Source organism: Cryobacterium sp. TS_SC_7 (assembly GCF_056156285.1).
Genome location: NZ_CM149589.1, coordinates 1,972,146 through 1,992,828, shown reverse-complemented (window position 1 = coordinate 1,992,828; position 20,683 = coordinate 1,972,146). Strand labels below are relative to the sequence as shown.

The 20,683-nt window shown below is 70.2% G+C and carries 16 protein-coding genes; 5 read left to right on the top strand and 11 right to left on the bottom strand.

Annotation, left to right across the window (positions count from 1 at the left end; all coding sequences use genetic code 11):
• Window positions 1-43 precede the first annotated feature (43 nt).
• Both AC0J5J_RS09155 and AC0J5J_RS09150 read right to left on the bottom strand, forming a co-directional pair.
• Window positions 44-739 (bottom strand): universal stress protein, encoded by a 696-nt coding sequence (locus AC0J5J_RS09155; protein ID WP_134424550.1) that lies wholly within the window; start codon window positions 737-739, stop codon window positions 44-46.
• 96 nt (window positions 740-835) lie between these two features.
• A complete protein-coding gene (locus tag AC0J5J_RS09150; protein ID WP_474897650.1) occupies window positions 836-1,705 on the bottom strand; it encodes a CPBP family intramembrane glutamic endopeptidase in 870 nt (289 codons plus the stop codon).
• Between the two features lie 46 nt (window positions 1,706-1,751).
• On the opposite strand from AC0J5J_RS09150, the gene AC0J5J_RS09145 reads away from it, so the two are divergent.
• Together AC0J5J_RS09145 and AC0J5J_RS09140 are read left to right on the top strand one after the other, a co-directional pair.
• Window positions 1,752-2,939: a M20/M25/M40 family metallo-hydrolase gene (locus AC0J5J_RS09145; RefSeq protein WP_474897649.1), complete on the top strand. Its 1,188-nt coding sequence runs from the start codon at window positions 1,752-1,754 to the stop codon at window positions 2,937-2,939.
• A gap of 251 nt (window positions 2,940-3,190) precedes the next feature.
• On the top strand, window positions 3,191-5,209 hold the full coding sequence (locus tag AC0J5J_RS09140; protein ID WP_474897647.1) for an EAL domain-containing protein: 2,019 nt from the start codon (window positions 3,191-3,193) through the stop codon (window positions 5,207-5,209).
• 45 nt (window positions 5,210-5,254) lie between these two features.
• On the opposite strand, the gene yczE is transcribed toward AC0J5J_RS09140, so the two are convergent.
• Window positions 5,255-5,914, bottom strand: a complete 660-nt coding sequence (yczE, locus tag AC0J5J_RS09135) for a membrane protein YczE (RefSeq protein WP_474897645.1) — start codon at window positions 5,912-5,914, stop codon at window positions 5,255-5,257.
• Window positions 5,915-6,050: 136 nt separating this feature from the next.
• Window positions 6,051-6,254: a dodecin family protein gene (locus AC0J5J_RS09130; RefSeq protein WP_134424552.1), complete on the bottom strand. Its 204-nt coding sequence runs from the start codon at window positions 6,252-6,254 to the stop codon at window positions 6,051-6,053.
• 126 nt (window positions 6,255-6,380) lie between these two features.
• Between AC0J5J_RS09130 and AC0J5J_RS09125 the strand changes: the two genes are divergently transcribed.
• Complete coding sequence (locus tag AC0J5J_RS09125) at window positions 6,381-9,650, top strand: efflux RND transporter permease subunit (RefSeq protein WP_474897643.1); 3,270 nt, start codon at window positions 6,381-6,383, stop codon at window positions 9,648-9,650.
• A 135-nt stretch (window positions 9,651-9,785) separates the two neighbouring features.
• On the opposite strand, the gene AC0J5J_RS09120 is transcribed toward AC0J5J_RS09125, so the two are convergent.
• Window positions 9,786-10,379: a DUF4232 domain-containing protein gene (locus tag AC0J5J_RS09120; protein WP_166785505.1), complete on the bottom strand. Its 594-nt coding sequence runs from the start codon at window positions 10,377-10,379 to the stop codon at window positions 9,786-9,788.
• A 179-nt stretch (window positions 10,380-10,558) separates the two neighbouring features.
• Here AC0J5J_RS09120 and AC0J5J_RS09115 point away from each other — a divergent pair, with 179 nt between their 5' ends.
• Window positions 10,559-11,929 carry a protein kinase domain-containing protein gene (locus AC0J5J_RS09115; RefSeq protein WP_474897641.1) on the top strand — a complete coding sequence of 457 codons (1,371 nt, stop codon included), beginning with the start codon at window positions 10,559-10,561 and terminating at the stop codon, window positions 11,927-11,929.
• 4 nt (window positions 11,930-11,933) lie between these two features.
• Here AC0J5J_RS09115 and AC0J5J_RS09110 read toward each other — a convergent pair whose 3' ends face one another.
• The 6 genes from AC0J5J_RS09110 to AC0J5J_RS09085 form a co-directional block, all read right to left on the bottom strand.
• Window positions 11,934-13,232, bottom strand: coding sequence for a hemolysin family protein (locus AC0J5J_RS09110; RefSeq protein WP_474897639.1), 1,299 nt, complete (start codon window positions 13,230-13,232; stop codon window positions 11,934-11,936).
• 433 nt (window positions 13,233-13,665) lie between these two features.
• A complete protein-coding gene (gene hutI, locus AC0J5J_RS09105) occupies window positions 13,666-14,865 on the bottom strand; it encodes an imidazolonepropionase (protein ID WP_474897637.1) in 1,200 nt (399 codons plus the stop codon).
• Window positions 14,862-16,370, bottom strand: coding sequence for a formimidoylglutamate deiminase (locus tag AC0J5J_RS09100; protein WP_474897635.1), 1,509 nt, complete (start codon window positions 16,368-16,370; stop codon window positions 14,862-14,864). The genes hutI and AC0J5J_RS09100 overlap by 4 nt, the downstream gene beginning before the upstream one ends.
• Window positions 16,367-17,587, bottom strand: a complete 1,221-nt coding sequence (locus AC0J5J_RS09095) for an allantoate amidohydrolase (RefSeq protein ID WP_474897633.1) — start codon at window positions 17,585-17,587, stop codon at window positions 16,367-16,369. Before AC0J5J_RS09095 ends, AC0J5J_RS09100 begins: the two co-directional genes overlap by 4 nt.
• Window positions 17,588-17,684: 97 nt before the next feature.
• Window positions 17,685-19,343: a urocanate hydratase gene (gene hutU, locus AC0J5J_RS09090; RefSeq protein ID WP_474897631.1), complete on the bottom strand. Its 1,659-nt coding sequence runs from the start codon at window positions 19,341-19,343 to the stop codon at window positions 17,685-17,687.
• 51 nt (window positions 19,344-19,394) lie between these two features.
• Window positions 19,395-20,066, bottom strand: coding sequence for an IclR family transcriptional regulator (locus tag AC0J5J_RS09085; RefSeq protein WP_474897630.1), 672 nt, complete (start codon window positions 20,064-20,066; stop codon window positions 19,395-19,397).
• Between the two features lie 195 nt (window positions 20,067-20,261).
• Between AC0J5J_RS09085 and AC0J5J_RS09080 the strand changes: the two genes are divergently transcribed.
• Window positions 20,262-20,651 carry a PPOX class F420-dependent oxidoreductase gene (locus AC0J5J_RS09080; protein ID WP_474897629.1) on the top strand — a complete coding sequence of 130 codons (390 nt, stop codon included), beginning with the start codon at window positions 20,262-20,264 and terminating at the stop codon, window positions 20,649-20,651.
• Window positions 20,652-20,683 lie beyond the last annotated feature (32 nt).

The window sequence follows — 20,683 nt, the reverse complement described above, 5'->3', positions numbered from 1 at the left end:
GCCGCATTCTCAGGCGAGGCTCAGCGTGCGAGCGCCGCCCGCATCAGGGCTCGGGATCGGGGCTCAGCCCGCGGCCGGCGGCACGCTCGGCCGTTTCGATGGATTCGACCGGCGCAGCCCGTACGGTCAGCAGCGGGATCGAGGACTTGTTGGCGATCTCCCGGGCGACGCTGCCCAGAAAACGGGAGCGGCGCTGCCGGTGCGCGCCGAGCGCGAGGAGGTCGTAGGCGCCTGAGCCGGCCCGACGCAGGATCTGGTCCGCGGCGCTGCCCGTGGCCCGCGTGCTGTAGGGGTGCACGGCCAGTTCGGCGAGCCGGGTCACGGCACCGGACTGGATGCCGGCCGCGATGCGGTCGAGCTTCTCCGGGGCGGTGTCAAGGGCCGTGTCAAAGTCCAGAACCGTGAGCAGGGTCACCGTCTGGAGTCGGGCCCCGAGGAGCAGCACGGTCGTGACGGCGGCATGGTCGGCCGCCTCCGAGCCGTCGATGCAGACCAGAACGCGCACGTCTCCCTCGAGGGACTCGCCGGGCACCACGGCGGCCTCGGCCAGCTCCTCCCGCTCGAGGAAGACGGCCAGCCCGGCCAGCGCGATGGCGAACGGACCCGCGGCCAGACCGAGTGCCAGCCAGATCAGAGCGTCGTGGCCGCGTCGGATCATCACGAACGCTGCCGCGAGTCCCACCAGGACCCAGCCGATGACCACCAGGAGCGGTGTCACCCAGACGCCTTCTGCCCACATGCCTTCAGCATTGGCGGCCTGTGCCGAACCCGCAAGGGTGGCGGGCGGGCATCCGTGTGCCTGCTCACTCGCCGAGGGGGCTCCGGCTCCCTTCCCTTAGTACAGGAAGATCGGCAGCCACTCGCGGGTGTGCGCGTGCACGATCACGAGGAAGACCACCGCGTCGAAGAGCAGGTGCACCACCACGACGTAGGTGAGCGAGTTGGTGAGCTTGAATGTGTAGCCCTGCAGCAGCGCGAAGGGGAACGTCATCAGCGGCCCCCAGCTCTGATAGCCCAGTTCCCACAGGAACGAGGTGAAGATCACGGCCTGCAGCAGGTTGGCCTGCCAGTCGGGAAAATGCCGCCTGAGCAGGGCGAAGGCTGTGCAGATGAAGAAGAGTTCGTCCCAGATGCCGACGAAGCCGACGCCCACGAACAGCCGGGCGATCTCGTCCGGGGCGGTCACGGTGGGCCAGTTCAGGTAGGCGCCGGAGCGGATGAAATAGGTCGGCAGGATCAGGTAGCCCAGCAGCAGCACGAGCGGCAGGTACCACTTCTCCACGGTGGTCCAGCGCTGGCCGGTGCGGATCGGGAACCGGATGGCATGGTCGCCGAACACGTAGCGGGACAGCAGGTAGGGAACGAGCACCGCGAGGGTCAGCACGGTGCCCATCAGCACCATGTTCGGGTAGCTGATGTCGGCCTCGACCGAGATGGTGCTGACGATCAGCAGCCCGATCGCGAGCAGCAGCAGGTCCTTGAACAGGGGACGGTCCAGCACGAACGCGAGCCCGAGGGCGGCGGCAAGGAGCGCGTAGCCGGGGACCGGTTCGCGCAGGCCGAACAGCACCACGGCCGACGCGGCGAGCAGCGCCGCGGGCACGAGTCCCCAGGAGGCGCGGGGGCGCATCCGTTCGCCTGGTGTAGCCGGCCCGGCGCTCGCGTCCGAGCCGGTGCCGGTTTCCCGTTTCGCGCCATCATCCATGGAATATGGTACCCAACCGCCCTGGCGTCGCCGCTAGGTTGGGGGTGTGAAAGCGCAGAGCGAAGCGGTGGGGGTGCTGCAGGCGCTCGTCGGCATCGATTCGGTCAACCCCGACCTGGTTCCGGGGGCCGCCGGCGAACGGATGATCGCAGCCTGGTGCGCCGAGTGGCTCACCCGGCGCGGGTTCGAGGTGCACCGACTCGAGGAGCACCCGGGGCGCCCCACGATCGTCGGCATCCGGCGCGGCACCGGGGGAGGACGCTCCCTGATGCTCAACGGGCACCTCGACACCGTGGGCGTCGGCGGATATGCAGGCGACCCGTTCTCGGGCGAGCTCCGGGACGGGCGCGTCTCCGGCCGGGGAACCTTCGACATGAAGGGTGGCGTCGCGGCGATCCTGGTCGCGGCGGCCCGGGCGACCGGGGTCGGGGCTCCGGTGCCCGACACCGCGGCGGCGACCGGCGCATCCGTTCTCGCCGGCGACGTCATCGTGACCCTGGTCGCCGACGAGGAGTTCGGCAGCCTCGGCACCATGGAGGTGCTGCGCCGCTTCCGCGCCGACGCGGCGATCGTGGCCGAGCCGAGCGAGCTGGCCCTCACGCTCGCGCACCGCGGTTTCGCCTGGTTCGAGGTGGAGCTCACCGGGCTGGCCGCCCACGGGTCCCAGCCCGAGCGCGGTGTCGACGCCATCGCGCACGCCGGCCTGGTGCTGCGCGCCCTCGACGAACTGCGGGCCGGGATCCAGGCGGCGCCGGCGCATCCGCTGCTCGGGCACGGCACCGTGCGCGTCTCGACCATCGCCGGGGGCACGGATGCCGCCACCGTCGCCGCCGCCTGCACGCTCACGATCGAGCGGCGCATGCTGCCCGGACAGAGCCCCGATCAGGTCGAGGCCGAACTCCGGGCGCTGCTGGAGCGGCTCGCCGGGAGCGTCGCCGGGTTCCGCTTCCGGCTGAGGCGGCTCGTGGCGCGCGGGGCGTTCGAGGCCGATCCCGAGTGGCCGATCGTGCGCGCCGTCAGCGCCCACGCCACCCACGTGCTCGGGCGCTCGCCGGAGATCCGCGGCGAGCCGTTCTGGACCGATGCCGGACTGCTGCACGAGGCCGGCATCCCCTGCCTGGTCGTGGGCGTCGACGGGGGCGGGGCGCACGCCGACACGGAGTGGGCGGACGCGGCATCCGTCGATGCCCTCACTGACATCCTGACCCGCACGATCGCCGACTTCTGCGCGTAGCCGCGGCGTCTCTCGCCGGCGTCGTCTTCCTGCGCACTGGCCGCGGAGACGAGCGGATTTGAACGCGGCGGCCCCGGCCGGTAATCTTTGCATTGAACTTATGGTTCGACCGGTGCCGGTCCTGGCTGGCGGTCCGGGTGGGAGAGACAGGTTTTGGCCGCATCCGTACACATCGGGAAGGCCGGGCCAATGAGAGACACCTCTGAGGGTCGTTCGACGTCGTGACCCATCATTGGCCCGCCCGCGCGCGCATGTCAGTTGCGTCCGAGTCCGGCCTGCGAGCCACCTTCCCCGACCTGCCGCCGGTCGGCCCGGCCGGGAACGAGACCGGGGGAGTGTTGGTTCGGGCGTTTGCCGCCACGTCCCAGGCCTCCCTGATCACCGATCCGCAGCAGAGAATTCTTCACGTCAGCGCGTCCTTCACCGCCATCACGGGCTATGGCGAAACCGAGCTCCTCGGCCGCGACTGCCGTGTGCTGCAAGGGCCAGGGTCGGACCCGGCGGTCACGGCGGCAATCCGGCGGGCGCTGAACTGCGGGGAGCCGTACGAGGGCGAGGTTCTCAACTACCGAAAGGACGGTTCCCCCTTCTGGAATAGCCTGAGCATCAGGCCGCTTCGTGACGATGACGGAACCATCACCCACTTTGTCAGCGTCCAGCGTGACATCACCGCACGCATGGCACACCAGGAGGAATTGCGGTTCCAGGCCAGCCACGATCCGGTGACCACCCTGCCGAACCGCCGCGCTTTGGATCTGCATCTGTCCGAGCGCGGAGCGCGTCCGGGGGCAGCCCTGGCCATGGTCGACATCATCTCGCTCCGATCGATCAACGGCGCTTTCGGGTACGAGGCGGGCGACAGCCTGCTCAAACAACTCGGGCGCCGGATGCGGGATCGGCTGGCGGATGGGGACTTCCTGGCGTGTCTCGGCGGTGATCGGTTCGCCGTCGTCCTCGAGAACATCGACGGAGGGACCCGGTTAGCGGACTCTCTGGCGCGCCTGCACGGGGCCGTGGAGGCGCCTTTCTCGATCGCGCATCGGGGCCGGGGCCAGGACTGCGCCATCGACGTGAGCATGGGATTGGCCCGCATCCCGAGAGACGGCCCGGCCGGTTCCCTCCTCCATCGAGCCGACGCCGCGCTCCGTCAGACCCGTGCGTCCCGGCCCGCGGGCCTCTGGTGGTCGCTGGCCCCGGACCCTCCCGAGGCTGCGATACACCGGCACGTCGACACTGTCGCGGAAACGACCGATGCGCCTGCCGCCCGGTCCCTTCGGGATCGGCTGTTCGCCGGGGGGCTGTCCATGTTCATGCAACCGGTGCTGGACCTGCGCACCGGCGGGCTCCACCGGGTCGAGGCACTGGCCCGGTTGACGTTGGCGGACGGCACGGTGCTGGTGCCGGCACGGTTCCTTCCCGCCCTGGATGAGGCCGATCTCGACGAGCTGTTCCGGCGGGGCCTGGACCAGGCTCTCGCCTGCCTCACCCAGTGGGACCATGAGGGCCTCTCAACCGGGGTGTCGGTGAATCTCTCGCCGTCGACACTCCGGCATCCGGACTGTGCACGATGGGTCGGCGACGCGATCCGGCGCCATGGCATCGAGCCTGGCCGGCTCGGCCTGGAGCTGCTGGAGACGCTGGCGATGGATGCTGATGTGCAGATCGAGGCGATCGACCGACTCCTCCACCTTGGCGTGGGGCTCTCCCTCGACGATCTGGGCTCGGGCTACAGCACTCTCCAGCGCCTCTTCGCGCTTCCTTTCGATGCGATCAAACTCGACCGTGGCCTGCTCGACGAGATCCGGTCCAGGCCGGTGGAGACGCTGCGTGTCATCTCGGCACTGACCCAGATGGGTCGCGACTTCGGCGTCGGCGTCGTGATCGAAGGACTTGAGGACGTCGGGATGGCGGAGGCCGCGAGCATTCTCGGAGTGCCGCTGGGGCAGGGGTATGTCTTCGCCCGTCCCATGCCGGCAGCGGAGGTACCTGGCTGGGTGGCCGCGTTCGTCGTCCCGTTGCAACCCAACACGGTGCGGAGCGCTCTCGGCGCCCTCGCGTACCACTGGCAGTTTCTGTGCTTGGCATCGCCGCACCCGACCGGGCTCGACGGCTGTCCGCTGACCGACTTCATCTCGCGCCATTCGACGACCTCCGCGGATGCGCGGCGCTGGCACGCATATCAGCACGACCGGGCCGCTGACCCGGTGTACGGACGGATGCTGGCGGATTGGCTGGTCGATCTCGTCCGGGATGAACCCCTGGTCGAGTAGGTCAAGCGCGAATGGTGCGGGTGGAACCCCAATTTCGCGCCCGGGTCAGTTCGCCGGGCTGTCGATCGACGGGTCCGAGGGATGCACCGAACCCTCGAGGGTCTCTTCGAGCCGGGCGTCTTCAGCTGTGGGCCGGGTGATCGCGAAGAACGGGATGGTCCAGTGGCAGAGCGGGCCGACCAGCAGTGCGAACAGCACCGTGCCGATGCCCACGTTGCCACCGAGCGCCCAGCCGATGCTGAGCACGGTCACCTCGATGCCCGTGCGCACGATCCAGATGCGCCAGCCCGTGCGCTTGTGCAGACCCGTCATCAATCCGTCGCGCGGGCCGGGACCGAAATGAGCGCCGATATAGAGGCCCGTGGCGATCGCCAGAACCAGCAGCCCCGCCGCGAACAGGATGATGCGTACCCAGAGATCGAGACCCGTCGGGATCAGCCAGAGGCCGACATCCGCAGCCGGCCCGACGAGGAGGGCGTTCAGCACGGTGCCCACGCCGGGTTTCTGACGCAGCGGGATCCAGAGCAGCAGCACGACGCCACTGATCAGGACTGTGACCAGCCCGAAGCCGAGGCCGGTGCGGCCCGAAATGCCCTGGGTGAGGACGTCCCACGGGGCAACGCCGATCTCTCCGCGCACGATCAGCGCGATCCCCAGGCCGTAGAGGAAGAGGCCGATGAGGAGTTGGGCGAGGCGACGGGTCATGGAAGTCCACACTATTGGTCCGCCACCACGCAACGGTCTGACCTGACGTTGCCGGGCCGACCGTGCCCGGCGTCGCGGATGCCGCCCCCGCGACGCCCGCGACCTGTCGGGCCGGCTGCTCGGGCGCTGCCCGGGCTCAGTCGTCGAGCACGAACGTGACCTCGATCACGACGTCGAACGAGGTGATCTCGCCGTCGGTCACCTCCACCTTCTGCTCCTTGACCCAGGCGCCGGAGACCCCACGCAGGGTCTTGCTCGCCCGGGCGATGCCGGCGGCGACGGCGTGCTCGAAGGATTCGTCGGACCGGACGCTGAGCGTGGTTACGCGTGCAACAGACATGGTTTCTCCTTGTCGTTCGGGTTGATGGGGCTTCTTGCGGGTGAGGGTACGCTCCTCCGCCGTCCTCGGCAGCAACGGCTGCCCCGGCCGGGAAGTCTGCACTCTCTGCAATGAGATACTGAACGAGTGCATTTTCTCGCTGTCTTGAGCATGAAGAACCGGGCGCTGATCGCGCTGATCACCATCGTCGTTGCCATTTTCGGCAGCCTCGCCCTGACCAGCCTCAAGCAGGAGCTGATTCCTTCCCTGCAGCTGCCGCAGCTGGTGGTTTCCACGAGCTATCCGGGCGCATCTCCCGAGGTGGTCAACGACGACGTGTCGACGCCGATCGAGACGGCGATCCAGGGCATCCCCGGCCTCGAATCCACCTCGACGACCAGCAGCACCAACGCGTCTCTGGTGAGCGCCACCTTCACCTACGGCACCGACCTGGTCAAGGCCGAATCGCGCATCAGCCAGGCCGTCAACCGCATCAAGTCGACCCTGCCGGAGAACCTCGACCCGCAGGTCCTCTCCGGCAGCATCGACGACTTCCCGGTGCTGTCCCTCGCCGTGTCCGGCGACTCCGAGACCCTCGCCGACGACCTCAAGCGCAGCGTGCTCGGCGACATCCGTGACGTGGAGGGCGTGCGCGAGGCGGCCCTCGTCGGTGACGCCGGCCGCCGGGTGACCATCACACCGGATGCCGCGCAGCTGGCCCAGCGCGGCCTCACCAGCCAGGACATCCGCAGTGCGCTGCAGCAGAACGGGTCGCTGGTCCCGGCCGGGTCCTTGACCGAAGGCGACACGACCCTGTCGGTGCAGACCGGCGCGAAGCTGAACCAGGCCGAGGACATCGCCGCGCTGCCGATCATCGCCCCGGTACCCGGCGGGGGACCCACCACCATCGGTGACGTCGCGGGCGTCGCACTCGGAGACAACCCGGTCGCCAGCATCTCCCGCGTCGACGGAAAATCGGCCCTGACCATCGCGGTCACCAAGGTTCCCGCGGCGAACACGGTCGACGTGTCCGAGGCCGTCCGGGCGATCCTGCCCGACCTGGAGGCTGCCGTCTCCGGGGCGACCTTCACGGTGGTCTTCGACCAGGCGCCGTTCATCCAGGAATCCATCGACGCGCTCACCGAGGAGGGCCTGCTCGGGCTCATCTTCGCCGTGCTCGTGATCCTCGTCTTCCTGCTCTCGGTGCGGGCCACCCTGGTCACCGCGATCTCCATCCCGACCTCGGTGCTGATCACCTTCATCGGGCTGCAGAGCGTGGGCTATTCGCTGAACATCCTCACCCTCGGCGCCCTGACCATCGCGATCGGCCGTGTCGTCGACGACTCCATCGTGGTGATCGAGAACATCACCCGCAACCTGGTCGAGGGTGCCGATCGCGCCGCGACCATCGTGCGAGCGGTGCGCGAGGTGGCCGGGGCGATCACGGCCTCCACCATCACCACCGTCACCGTCTTCCTGCCGATCGCGTTCGTCGGCGGCTCGACCGGGGAGCTGTTCCGCCCGTTCGCGCTCACGGTCTCGATCGCCCTGCTCGCGTCGCTGCTGGTGTCGCTGACCATCGTGCCCGTGCTCGCGTACTGGTTCCTGCGGCCGGCCAAGGCTGTCGCTCCCGCTGCCGTCGTGCCGGCCGTCGAGGCTGCACCGGTGGTCGAGCCTGCCGAGACCCCCCGCGCACTGGCTTCACCGGTCTCGACAAGCTCGCCGGTCTCGACAAGCTCGCCGGTCTCGACAAGCTCGCCGGTCTCGACAAGCTCGACCACCGGATCGCGCCGCACCCGCCACAACGGCGTCGCCGCGGCCGCAGTCGCTGAGCGCCCGAGCCGACTGCAGACCGGCTACCTCCCGGTCATCCGCTGGACCCTGAACCACGCCGTCGCGACGCTCCTGGTCGCGGTGCTCGTGCTCGGTGGCACGGTGGCCCTGATTCCCTTTATGAAGATCAACTTCCTCGGCTCGAGCGGGCAGACCACCTTCCGGGTCACCCAGACGCTGCCGGTGGGAACCAGCCTCGCCGCGCAGGACGAAGCCTCCACGGCAGCCGAGAAGACCCTGCGCGGCACCGACGGCGTCGACATCGTGCAGGTCTCCATCGGCGGCGGCAACGCCCTGGCTGCTTTCGGGGGCGGTGTCTCCTCGAGCACCGTGACCTACTCGATCACGACCGACGGGGAGGCCAACCCCGATGAGGTGCAGGATGTCGTGCGCGACCAGCTCACGGTCCTGGACGGTACCGGAGAATTCTCCGTCTCGTCCGGCGGCGGGTTCGGCGGGTCATCCGATATCGCCGTGGACGTAACCGCCGCCTCGAACGCCGACCTGCAGACGGCCACCGACGCGGTGCTCGCCTCCGTGAAGGACCTCGACTCGATCAAGGAGAGCTCGAGCAACCTCGCAGCCTCGCGTCCGTACATCGCGGTGACCGTCGACCGGGGTGCCGCAGGCGCCGCGGGCCTGAGCGAGCTCGCCCTCGGCACGCTGGTGTCGCAGGCGATGCAGCCCAGTGTGATCGGATCCATCGTGATCGACGAGACGACCCTGTCGGTGTACCTGCAGACGGATGCGCCGCCGACCACGACGGCCGAGCTGTCCGCCCTGCAGATCCCGACTCTGGCCGGACCCGTGGCCCTCGACACGCTGGCCACCGTCGCGCAGACCGAGGGTCCGTCGACCCTCACGACGACGAAGGGGCTGCGCACGGCGACCGTGTCCGCCACCCCCAACATCGACGACCTGGGCGCGGCCAACGCAGAGATGACCGCAGCCCTGGCCGACACCGACCTGCCGGAGGGGGCGACCGCCACACTCGGCGGCGTCACGGCCGACCAGACCGAGGCGTTCGCGCAGCTCGGGCTGGCCCTGCTGATCGCCATCCTGATCGTCTACATCGTGATGGTGGCGACGTTCCGCTCGCTGCTGCAACCGTTGCTGCTACTCGTGTCGGTGCCGTTCGCGGCGACCGGCGCGATCGCCCTGCAGGTGATCACCGGCATCCCGCTGGGTGTGCCCTCGCTGATCGGCGTGCTGATGCTGATCGGCATCGTCGTGACCAACGCCATCGTGCTGATCGACCTGGTCAACCAGTACCGGCGCAGTGGGCAGTCGGTGCGCGATGCGCTCGTCAACGGCTCGTCCCGTCGTCTGCGGCCGATCCTGATGACGGCGCTCGCCACCATCTTCGCGCTGCTGCCGATGGCGGCCGGGCTCACCGGAACGGGCGGCTTCATCTCGCAGCCGCTGGCGCTCGTGGTCATCGGCGGGCTGGTGTCCTCGACCGTGCTGACCCTGGTGGTGCTGCCCGTGCTGTACTTCCTGGTCGAGGGCGGCCGGGAGCGCCGGGCCGAGCGGCGCGAGCTGCGGGCATCCGCCGGCGCCATCTCGGACGTCTCCCGGGCCTGACCCGCGCCGGGGCTGGCGCCGGTTGCTCGTCCCCGGCGTGCATAACTCCTGCAAATCCTGAGTCGCGGGTCTGACTGCCGCGGTTTTCCGGGGCAATGGCCGAGGCTGCAGCGAAATTGCAGGAGTTATGCGGCGCTAGAACGTGACCGGGGCCGGCGCCAGCGGGCCGGTGCGCACGATCTCCGTGCTGTCGTCGTCGCAGCCGTCGATGGGGTTCGGCGTGGCCACCCGGCTCGCGGTGTCCCAGCCGGGCAGCGTCACGTCGAGAGCGTCCACCGGAACGAGGGGGCAACCGTACGCGCCGGCCTGGCCGAGGTGCAGCAGGCTGTAAGCGGATGTCCCGGGCTCCAGTGCGACGACCGTCACCGTGTACCAGCGTCCCGGCTCGGTGCCGGAGACGGCCCCGACCGGCTCGCCCGTGGCCGCGCTGACCAGAGTCGTCACCGGGTAGCCCTCGACCGTGCACGCCGCTTCGCCGGTGTTCGTCAGTCGCAGGTCCCAGAAGAAGTTGCCGGCGCCGCTGTCCTGCGGCCGCGACTGCAGGGACGCCTCCAGATCGGCTCGACCGCACGGGACCGGGCCGGCAGCAGAGTCGGGGGCAGGGGTCGTGGTGGTGGCCGCGGACGGAGCCGCGGACGGCGAAACGGTTGCGGAAGGAGTGGCCGTCGTTCCGGTGCCGGGCGGGGGCGAACTCGGCCCCGCGCATCCGGTCAGAAGCACGGCAACCACGGCGAGTGCCGCTGGTGATCGCCCCCTCGATGCAGGCCCCCGACTCCCACTCCGCGTCTTCGACATGACGCCAGTTTCACACGCTTTGGGCGCGCTCGCCGGGCGGGACGCCGTCGCACAGAAACCGGCAGTGGACCCAACCGATCCTGACCTAGACTCAATCCCAAAGGGGGGGTCTGTTGAGCACGCAATTTCCGAAGTTCCTGAACGCACGCTACCGGGTGAAAGACCTGATCGGGCGTGGCGGAATGGCCTCCGTCTACCGTGCCACCGACGAACGCCTCGGGCGGGACGTGGCAATCAAGATCTTTGAACTCCGCGCCACCGACGAACCCGACATCCAGCGCCAGCAATCCGAGATCAACGTGCTGGCGAGCCTGAACCACCACAGCCTCGTCACCCTGTTCGACGTCGGCGTTGATCGGACGGAGGCGAAGCATCCGCAGATCTACCTCGTGATGGAGCTCGTGGACGGCGTCGACCTGCGCCGGAGACTCGATGGGCCTCCGATGTCGACCCGGCATATCGCCCAAATCGGCTATGACCTGGCCGAAGGGCTCGACTACATCCACGGGCGCGGCGTCATTCACCGCGATATCAAACCGGCGAACATCCTCCTCGCGGAATACAGCTCGGATTCTCGGGCGCGCGCCAGGTTGACCGACTTCGGCATCGCACTGTTCCCGGATAGTGCGCGGGTGACCAGCCAGGGGATGACCACGGGAACGGCCGCCTATCTCAGCCCGGAGCAGGCACGGGGAGAGGACGTCGGTGCGGCGAGCGACATCTACGCCTTGGGGCTCGTTCTGCTGGAATGTTTCACCGGCGAGGCGGCGTTCCCCGGGGAACCGATCCCGTCGGCCCTGGCCAGGCTCCACCGCGACCCGACCATCCCGGAGGAACTCGCCCCGGAGTGGCGGCACCTCCTGTCGACCATGCTGGCCCGCGAGCCGGAGCAGCGGCCGCCGACCGCCGAGGTTGTGCTCGCCCTGCACCAGGCCGTCATCGCGGAAACCGGTCGTCACCGCAGTGCCGCAGATCACCACCTCGCCAGTGACGAACGAGAGCGGCTGCAGGAAATCACCCGCCTCGATATTCTCGACACGCCCTCCGACGGCACATTCGACCGGATCACGTCACTGGCCGCCCGGCTGTTCTCCGTACCGATCGCGATCGTCAGCATCGTCGATACCGATCGCATCTGGTTCAAATCGCATCACGGCCTCGACATCGAGGAGATCCCACGCGATCCGGGCCTCTGCGCCTCGGCGATCATGTCTGATGGCCCCTGGATCGTTGAAAACGCCCGCGCCGACCCGCGTGCGCTGGCGAACCCTCTCGTGGCCGAGCAATTCGGTCTGCAGTTCTACGCCGGGGTTCCCCTGACGACCCGGAACGGCTACAACCTCGGCACGCTGTGTGTTCTCGACTTCGAACCGCGCCTCATCACCGAGGCGGAAATCCGCACCCTCACGGATCTCGCCGCCCTGGTAGTCAGCGAACTCGAACTGCGCCTGGAAAGCCGGCGCCTCGCCCTCTCTGATGACTGAGCGGTCAGGCTGAGTCCTCTTTCGGCCGGGCACCGACCTCAATGCTGCTGATGCGTAACCCGTCGAGGGCGGCGACCCGCAGCTGGTAGTCCCCGGTCATAACGGTGTCGCCCACCTGGGGCAGGCGTCCGAGCAGGTAGGTGACGAAGCCGGCCGCGGTCTCGTACGGGCCGTCCTCGAGTTCGACTCCCGTGGCATCCGTGAAGTCTTCGATGTTCAGGTCGCCATCGGCCAGCCGGGCATGACCGAACTCGGCTGCAGGATGTTCCTGGGCCGGTAGGTCGTACTCGTCGTGGATCTCACCGACGAGCTCCTCGACGAGGTCCTCGAGCGTGACGATGCCGTCGGTGCCGCCGTACTCGTCGACGACGATTGCGATGTGCACGCCGGCGCGGCGCAGCTGGGTCATGGCCGGCAGGATGCGATTGGTACCGGGCAGGAAGACAATCGAACGCGCCACTTCGGCGACCGTCGTCGCACCGGGGTGGGCGTCGGGGTCCAGGAGGTCGCGCACGTGCACGAAACCCAGCACTTCGTCGACGGAGCGGCCGATCACCGGGTAACGGGAGTGTGGCAGCGAGCGGATCTCCTCCAGGGCGGCGGGGATCGACTGGCTGCCGACCAGAAAGTCAACGTCCCCACGATGGCGCATCACCTCTTGGACCAGGCGGTTGGTCGCGTCGAGCACCTCGCTCAGGATGTGCCGTTCCTCGATCGCGAGGCCCTCGTGCGCGTCGACCAGATCGCGCAGCTCCTCATCGGTCATGAGTTCACTCCGGGCGTGCGGGTCTCCGCCCAGCAGCCGCACGACGGCGTTCGTGGAGACGGACAGCAGCCAGATCACGGGGCGCATCAGGGTTGCGAATACCTGGAGCGGCGGTGCGAGCGTGAGCGCGAAGCTGCTGGCTTTCTGCAGCGCGAATCGCTTCGGCACGAGTTCCCCGAGCACCAGGGAGAGGTAGGCGACGACAAGGGTCATGCCGATCACGGCGACCGTGTCCGCAGCCCCTGGCGAGAGCCCGAGCCGCTCGAGCAGCGGGGCGATATCGGGTGCCAGGGTGGACGCGCCGTAGGCGGCAGACAGGAACCCGGCGACGGTGACGCCGATCTGCACCGCCGCCAGAAACCGGTTCGGGTCCCGGGCCAGGCGGGAGACGGTCGCACCGCGCCGACCCTCTCGTTCCAAGGCGTGCAGCTGGCTCGCGCGCAGCGACACCAGAGCGATCTCGGTCGCGGCGAACACGCCTCCGATGAGCACGAACAGCAGCACGAGCCCCAGGTTCAACAGAGTGTACCCGTCCATCAGGCGACCGTTCCCGGCTGGCCGCTTCGGCTGGTCGGGTGGGGATTTCGGGAATGCTCCACCTGATCAGTCTAAAGCCGGGTCCGCGCTACTGCCGCTTATGGTCTTCCGGGCCGGGCACGCCGGGCAGGATGTCGGAGATCCCGGTGTCGCGTGACCAGGGCCGGCCGATGCGGCTCCACATCGGTACTCGGCGGATGAACCCCGGGGTACCCGGTGGCGAAGCCGGCCAATCTCCTGAGTGAGCCACGGCCAGGCGGGCTACCGGCCGCCCGCCAGCGGATCCCGTGCATAACTCCTGCAAAATCTGTGACCCGCTCCGGACATCCGCGGAATTCCGCGGGAGACTGGCCGGCAGCTGAGCAATTTGCAGGAGTTATGCACCATGGGCTCGGGTGAGTCGGAATTGGAGACGCTCAGAGTTGGGCGCAGGTCAGCCGGCGAGCGGCGACGGGCTGCGACCGACACCGGAGCGAACGCCCTGCCGCCAGACCGCCCAGGTCAGCGGCACGCCGGGGCGGTAGGCGAGATGGGCGACGGATGGCGCGTCGAGCACCTGCAGGTCTGCCCGCCCGCCCACGCGGAGGGCTCCGACCGCGTCCGAACCCGTGTCGCGGTTCAGCGCCCGGGCGCCGCCGCGGGTCGCCGCCCACACCGCCTCCTCGATCGTCAGGCCCATCTGCAGCACGGCGGTGGCCACGCAGAACCCCATCGACGTCGTGTAGGAGCTGCCCGGATTGCAGTTGGTGGCCAGGGCGATGCTCGCGCCGGCGTCGAGGAGTCGCCGCGCCGGCGGGAACGGCTGCCGGGTGGACAGGTCGCAGGCCGGGAGCAGGGTCGCCACGGTGGCCGAGCCGGCGAGGGCGTCGATGTCCGCCGACTCCAGGTGATTGCAGTGGTCGACGCTGGCCGCGCCGAGTTCCACCGCGAGCCGTACCCCGCCGCTGAATCCCAGCTGGTTGCCGTGCAGTCGCAGGCCGAGCCCGGCGGCGCGGCCGGCCAGCAGCATCTCCCGGCTCTCCTCCACATCGAACGCGCCCACCTCGCAGAACGCGTCGACGAACTGCACGTGCGGCGCCACGGCGGCGAGCATCGGCGCGGTGACGAGGTCGAGGTAGTCGCGCCGGTCGATGCCTGGGGGCACTATATGCGCGCCAAGGAATGTGACCACATCGGCGACGGATGCCGCCACGCGCGCCGACCGCACCTCGCTCGCCAGATCGAGGCCGTAGCCGGTTTTGCTCTCGAGGAACGTGGTGCCCTGCGCCTCGGCCTCCTGCCTGAGCCGGGCCGCCGAGGCCTCGAGCTGATCCTCGGTCGCGGCGCGGGTGGCGGCCACGGTGGTCAGGATTCCGCCGGCCGCATACGGCTGCCCGGCCATCCGGGCCTCGAATTCGGCGGCCCGGTCGCCCGCGAACACCAGGTGGGTGTGGCTGTCGACCCAGCCGGGCAGGGCGGCCCGGCCGCCGACATCCGTGCGGAGGTCGGCCGCCGGCGCCGCTGACGCCGGACCGATCCAGGCGATGCGGCCGTCCGCGATCACGAGGGCGGCGTCGGCGAGGCGCGGGGTGTCATCCGCCTGGGTGGTCAGCTCCCGGATGCCGGTGATCAGCTCGGTCGGTTCGGTGGTCACGGTCGTTCTCCTGACGCGGGTGTGGTGGGTTCGCCCAGCATGGCGAGGGCGTCGCGCAGCAGAATCTCGGGTCTCAGCGCGCCCGGCGGATGTCCGTCGAGCACGCCCGAGCCGCCTGCCACCAGCACCCCGGAGTCGGCGACGACCCGTCCGCCCACGATCACCCGGCGCACGTCGGCGGCCGTCGCCGTCAGCGGCAGCTGCTCCGGCAGTGATCCGGCCGTGCGGATGCTGTCGCCCGCCACCTCCACCAGGTCGCACAGGTCACCGGGCGCGAGGCGCTGCCGGCCGAGTCCGAGCGCCGCGTAGCCGTTGTCCGATGCCGCCGCGAGCAGTTCGGCGGGAGCGAACCGGCCGCGACGGCCCGAGGCCAGGCGTTCGCCGGCCTCCAGGCCGCGCATCTCGAGCAGCGGGTCGATGACGGCGTTCTGGTCCGAGCCGAGGGCGATCCGCGCGCCCGCCCGTTGCAGAGCAAGGGCCGGCCCGATCCCGTCGCCGAGGTCGGCTTCCGTGGTCGGGCAGATCACGACCGTCGCACCGGATGTCCCGATCAACGTCACATCCTCATCGGTGAGGTGCGTGGCGTGCACGACGCTCAGCCGCGGAGCGAGCGCCCCGAGCCCGGCCAGCACCTCGGTCGGGGTGCGCCCGTATGCGGCCCGGCAGTCCGCGTTCTCCTGCGGTTGTTCCGACAGGTGGATGTGCAGCGGCACGGCATCGGGCAGCCCGGCGAGCGCCTCCTCCATTGCGGCCTCGGTCACCGCCCGCACGGAGTGGATGGCGGCGCCCAGGGTGACGCGGGAATCCGTGCCGCCGGCGACCGGGCCGTCGTCAGACCCGCCGAACGCCGCACGCAGCGCGTGCCACCGGGCCAGCCAGGCTGCTGCCGACCCGTCGCTGAAGGCCCGTTGCTCGGGAGCAAGGGGCACGCCGATCCCGCCGTCGAGGTAGAGCGTGTCGAGCAGCACCAGGCGGATGCCTACCTCGCGTGCCGCGGCCGCCAGCGCCAGTTCCATGGCGTGCTCGGCCGGGTACCGGGAGCCGTCCGGCCGGTGGTGCAGATAGTGGAATTCGCCGACCGCGGTGTAGCCGCACATCAGCATCTCGGCGAAAACGGCCCGCGCCAGCAGGAAATACCGTTCCGGATCAAGGTGCCCCGCCACGGCGTACATCGCCTGCCGCCACTGCCAGAAGTCGCCTGCGGCGTCGTGGGTGCGGCCCCGCAGTGCGCGGTGGAAGGCGTGCGAGTGCGCGTTGGCCAGCCCCGGCAACACGGTGCCGAGGCGCACGTCGCCGGGCTGCGGTGCGGCGTGCGGGGTGACGGCGATGAGCCGTCCGTCACCGCCCACCTCGAGGCGCACGCCCGGCAAGGCCACCCCGTCAAGCAGCGCCAGTTCGCACCAGAAGGCGACAGCCGGCAGCCGAGCCGCAGCCGGCAGTCGAGCCGCAGCCGGCAGCCGAGCCGCAGCCGGTGGTCGAGCCTGTCGAGACCCGCCCCCGCTCACAGCAGGCTCCGCAGCAGGCTCGCCAGGGCGTCGATCCCGGCCACGCAATCATCCACCTCGGCGAATTCCTCCGGAGAGTGCGAGACCCCCGTGGGATTGCGCACGAAAAGCATGGCGCTCGGCACACTCGCCGCGAGCACGCCCGCGTCGTGTCCCGCGCCGGTCGGCAGGGCCGGAACGAGTGCCCCGCCGCCCAGCACCGCCCGGAACCGCCCCACGAGCACCGCGTCGAACGTGACCGTGCCGGTCCAGGATTCCTCGGTGACGGCCACGGAACATCCGTTCACCGTCACGGCCTCGCCGACGGCAGCCTCGATCGCGGCCACGAGACTGCGGGTCTCGGCGTCGGTGGGTGCCCGGGCGTCGAGCCAGGCGTGCACGGATGACGCGATCACGTTGGTTCCGCCGGGCACCACCTCGAGGCGGCCGACCGTGGCGCGCGCGCCGGGGTGGTTCAGGGCTTCATCCTGCACGGCGACGACCGCGCGGGCGGCGGCCAGCAGCGGGTCGCGGCGGTCGCCCATGAGGGTGGCGCCGGCGTGGTTGCCCTGGCCGGTCACGGTGAGGCGCCAGCGTCCGTGCGCGAGGATCGACGACGCCACGGCCACCGGCCGTCCCAGGTCGATCAGGCCGCGGCCCTGCTCCACGTGCAGTTCGATGAAGAGTCCGATTCGGGCCAGGGCCTCGCGGTCGATGCCGAGGTGCGCCGGGTCGAGCCCCGCCCGGTGGGCGGCCTCCGCGAGGGTCACGCCGTCGGCGTCGACGAGCGCCCGGGCCCGGCCGGCGTCGATCCCGCCGGTCAGTAGCCGCGAGCCCAGGCAGGCGATGCCGAAACGCGAGCCCTCCTCCTCGGCGAAGACGAGCACCGCCAGCGGGCGAGACGGTGTGAAACCGGATGCCCGCAGCCGCGCCACGGCCTCGAGCGCACTGACCACACCGAGGGGTCCGTCGTAGGCGCCGCCGCCGGGAACGGAATCCAGGTGGCTGCCGGTGACCACGGCATCCGGCCCCGGCTCGCCCCACCAGGCCCAGAGGTTGCCGTTGCGGTCTGTCTCGACGCCGAGGCCGAGTCGTTCGGCGCGCTCGGTGAACCAGGCGCGCAGCTCGAGGTCGGGGCCCTGCCAGAGGTGCCGGGAGTAGCCGCCGCGGCGGGCATCCCGGCCGGTGTCCGCGATCTCGGCGAGCCCGGCGAGCGTGCCGTGGGCGAGCTCGCTCATGCGCGGGCCCCGCTCACTGCGACCCCTGCTCACTGCGACCCCTCACACAGTAAACGGGGGCGTTGGAGCGGCAGGCCCGACATGCCACGACTCCCGCTCATTCAAACTCCCACATGGGCACGCGCAGGCCGCGTTCGCGGGCCACCTCCTCGGCCCGCTCATACCCGGCGTCGACGTGTCGCATCACGCCGGTGCCGGGGTCGTTGGTGAGCACCCGCGCGATCTTCTCGGCCGCGAGGGGGGTGCCGTCGGCCACGATCACCTGGCCGGCGTGGATGCTGCGGCCAATCCCGACACCGCCGCCGTGGTGGATCGACACCCAGGTGGCGCCCGACGCGGTGTTCAGCAGTGCGTTCAGCAACGGCCAGTCGGCGATCGCATCCGACCCGTCCTTCATCCCCTCGGTCTCCCGGTAGGGCGACGCGACCGAGCCGGAGTCGAGGTGGTCGCGGCCGATCACGATCGGGGCGCTGAGCTCGCCCGACGCCACCATCTCGTTGAATTTCAGGCCGGCCCGGTGCCGTTCCTGGTAGCCGAGCCAGCAGATCCGGGCCGGCAGACCCTCGAAGTGCACCGTGTCCTGCGCCTTCGTGATCCAGCGGCGCAGGTGCTCGTCGCCGGGGAACAGCTCCACGATGGCCGTGTCGGTGGCCGCGATGTCCGCCGGGTCACCCGAGAGCGCCACCCAGCGGAACGGCCCCTTGCCCTCGGCGAACAGGGGGCGGATGTACGCGGGCACGAACCCGGGGAAGTCGAACGCCCGGGTGCAGCCGCCGAGCTCCGCCTCCGCCCGGATCGAGTTACCGTAGTCGAAGACCTCCGCGCCGGCATCCTGGAATCCCACCATCGCCGTGACCTGCCGGGCCATGGATGCCCGGGCCCGCTCGGTGAACTCCGCCGGGTCCGCGTCGGCGAGGGCATGCCACTCCGCCACGGTGACCCCCTCCGGCAGGTAGGCCAGCGGGTCGTGCGCGCTGGTCTGGTCGGTGACGATGTCGATCGGCACCCGGCGCTCCAACAGCTCGGTGAACACGGTCGCCGCGTTGCCGACCACGCCCACCGAGAGGGCACGCCTCTCGGTCTTCGCCTGGATCACCCGGGCGACGGCGGCGTCGAGGTCGGGCGCCAGCTCGTCCAGGTAGCCGTGCTCGACCCGGCGCCGCAGCCGGGACTCGTCGACGTCGACGATCAACACGGCGCCGTCGTTCATCGTCACGGCCAGCGGCTGCGCGCCGCCCATGCCGCCGGCCCCGCCGGTCAGGGTGAGGGTGCCGGCCAGGGTGCCGCCGAACCGTTTGGCCGCCACGGCGGCGAAGGTCTCATACGTGCCCTGCAGGATGCCCTGGGTACCGATGTAGATCCACGAGCCCGCCGTCATCTGGCCGTACATCGTGAGGCCCAGGGCCTCGAGCCGCCGGAACTCCGGCCAGGTGGCCCAGTCGCCGACCAGGTTGGAGTTGGCGATCAGCACGCGCGGCGCCCACTCGTGGGTGCGGAACACGCCGACCGGCTTGCCGGACTGCACCAGCAGCGTCTCGTCCTTCTCCAGCGTGGTGAGCGTGCGCACGATCGCGTCGTAGGCCTCCCAGTTGCGGGCGGCCTTGCCCGTTCCGCCGTAGACCACGAGGTTCTCCGGGTGCTCGGCCACCTCCGGGTCGAGGTTGTTCATCAGCATCCGCAGCGGCCCCTCGGTCTGCCAGCTCTTCGCGGTCAACGTGCTGCCGCGGGCGGCACGCACGGGGCGGGATTCGGACATCTTTGTCTCCTTGCGGGTTCGAGCGATTCGGATGCGGGCGTTCGGGGTCGATCACTTCGTGGGGAGGGCAGGACCGGCGCGGCCGAGGCCGGCGGACACCTGCGCGGCGGCTTCCGCGAGCAGCGGGCCGTAGCGACGGATGTCCGCGGGCTCCACCCGGTAGCTCGGGATGACCAGGCTCAGGGCGGCGACCGTTCTCGCTTCCGAGCGGATCGGCGCGGCCAGGGCCGTGACATCCGTTTCGACGCCGCGCTCGACGACCAGGTAGCCGGCGTCGGGGGTGTGGCCGGTGAGAACCTGCCCGGCCGCCGAGCGCTCCAACGGCACGGTGCGGCCGACCCAGCTCGCGTGCCGCACCGAGTGGGTGCCCTCGACGATGGCGATGTACAGCCCGGTGGCGCCGTGGCCCTCGATGCTGAGGTAGACGGATTCGCCGGTCTCGGCCACCAGCCTTTCCATCGCCGGGCGTGCGAGGGTGACCAGCGACTCGCTGCTGAGCGACTGCGCGCCGAGTTGGATGATGCGGCTGCCCGGCCGATAGGCGCCGTCGTCGGCCTTCTGCACGAAGCCGCGGGTCTCGAGGGTGCGCAGCAGGCGCAGCGCGGTACTCGGGGCAAGGTCGACCGCGCGGGAGCTCTCCGAGAGCGTGAGGCCGTCGGCGTCGCAGATCACGGCGAGCAGGTCGAGGGCACGCTCCACGGTGCGGGTGGATGACTCGGCCATGGCTGCGCTCCCGGTGTTCGTTCTGGTGTCACCTAGTAAAACGCACTTGCCATCTAATGGCAAGAATCAGCAGGAAAATCCCTGCGCATCGCTCTTCGTCGGTCAACCGACGAGTTTGGGGGGTGCGCGTGCCGTCGCACCCCTCAAAGCTGTCGGTTCACGGCCGGTGCCGGGGTGCGCGCGGGATAATCAGGGATGACATCTGCGCTGCTGGCCCTCGGGGCCGAGGAGTACGTTCTCCTGACCACGTTCCGCAAGACCGGCGACCCGGTGAAGACCCCGGTCTGGATCGTGCCGGGTTCCGACCGGCTGCTCGTCTCGACGGGTGGCGCGAGCGGCAAGGTCAAGCGGCTCCGGCATACCGCCCGGATCGAGCTGACCCCTTGCCATGCGCGGGGCGCCGTCCGGGCGGGAGCCGTGACGGTCGCCGCCCAGGCGCTGGTGCACAGCGACGCCGACACGCTCGCCGCCCTGGACGCGGCGCTGCTGGCGAAGTACGGCCTGAAGTATCGGGCCTTCCGTGCGGTTCAGCGCCTGCGCCGCTCGACGGACGATTCGGTGGCGCTGGTCATCACGGTGTCCTAGCCGCCTTGGGTGTGGGTGACGGATGCCGCGGC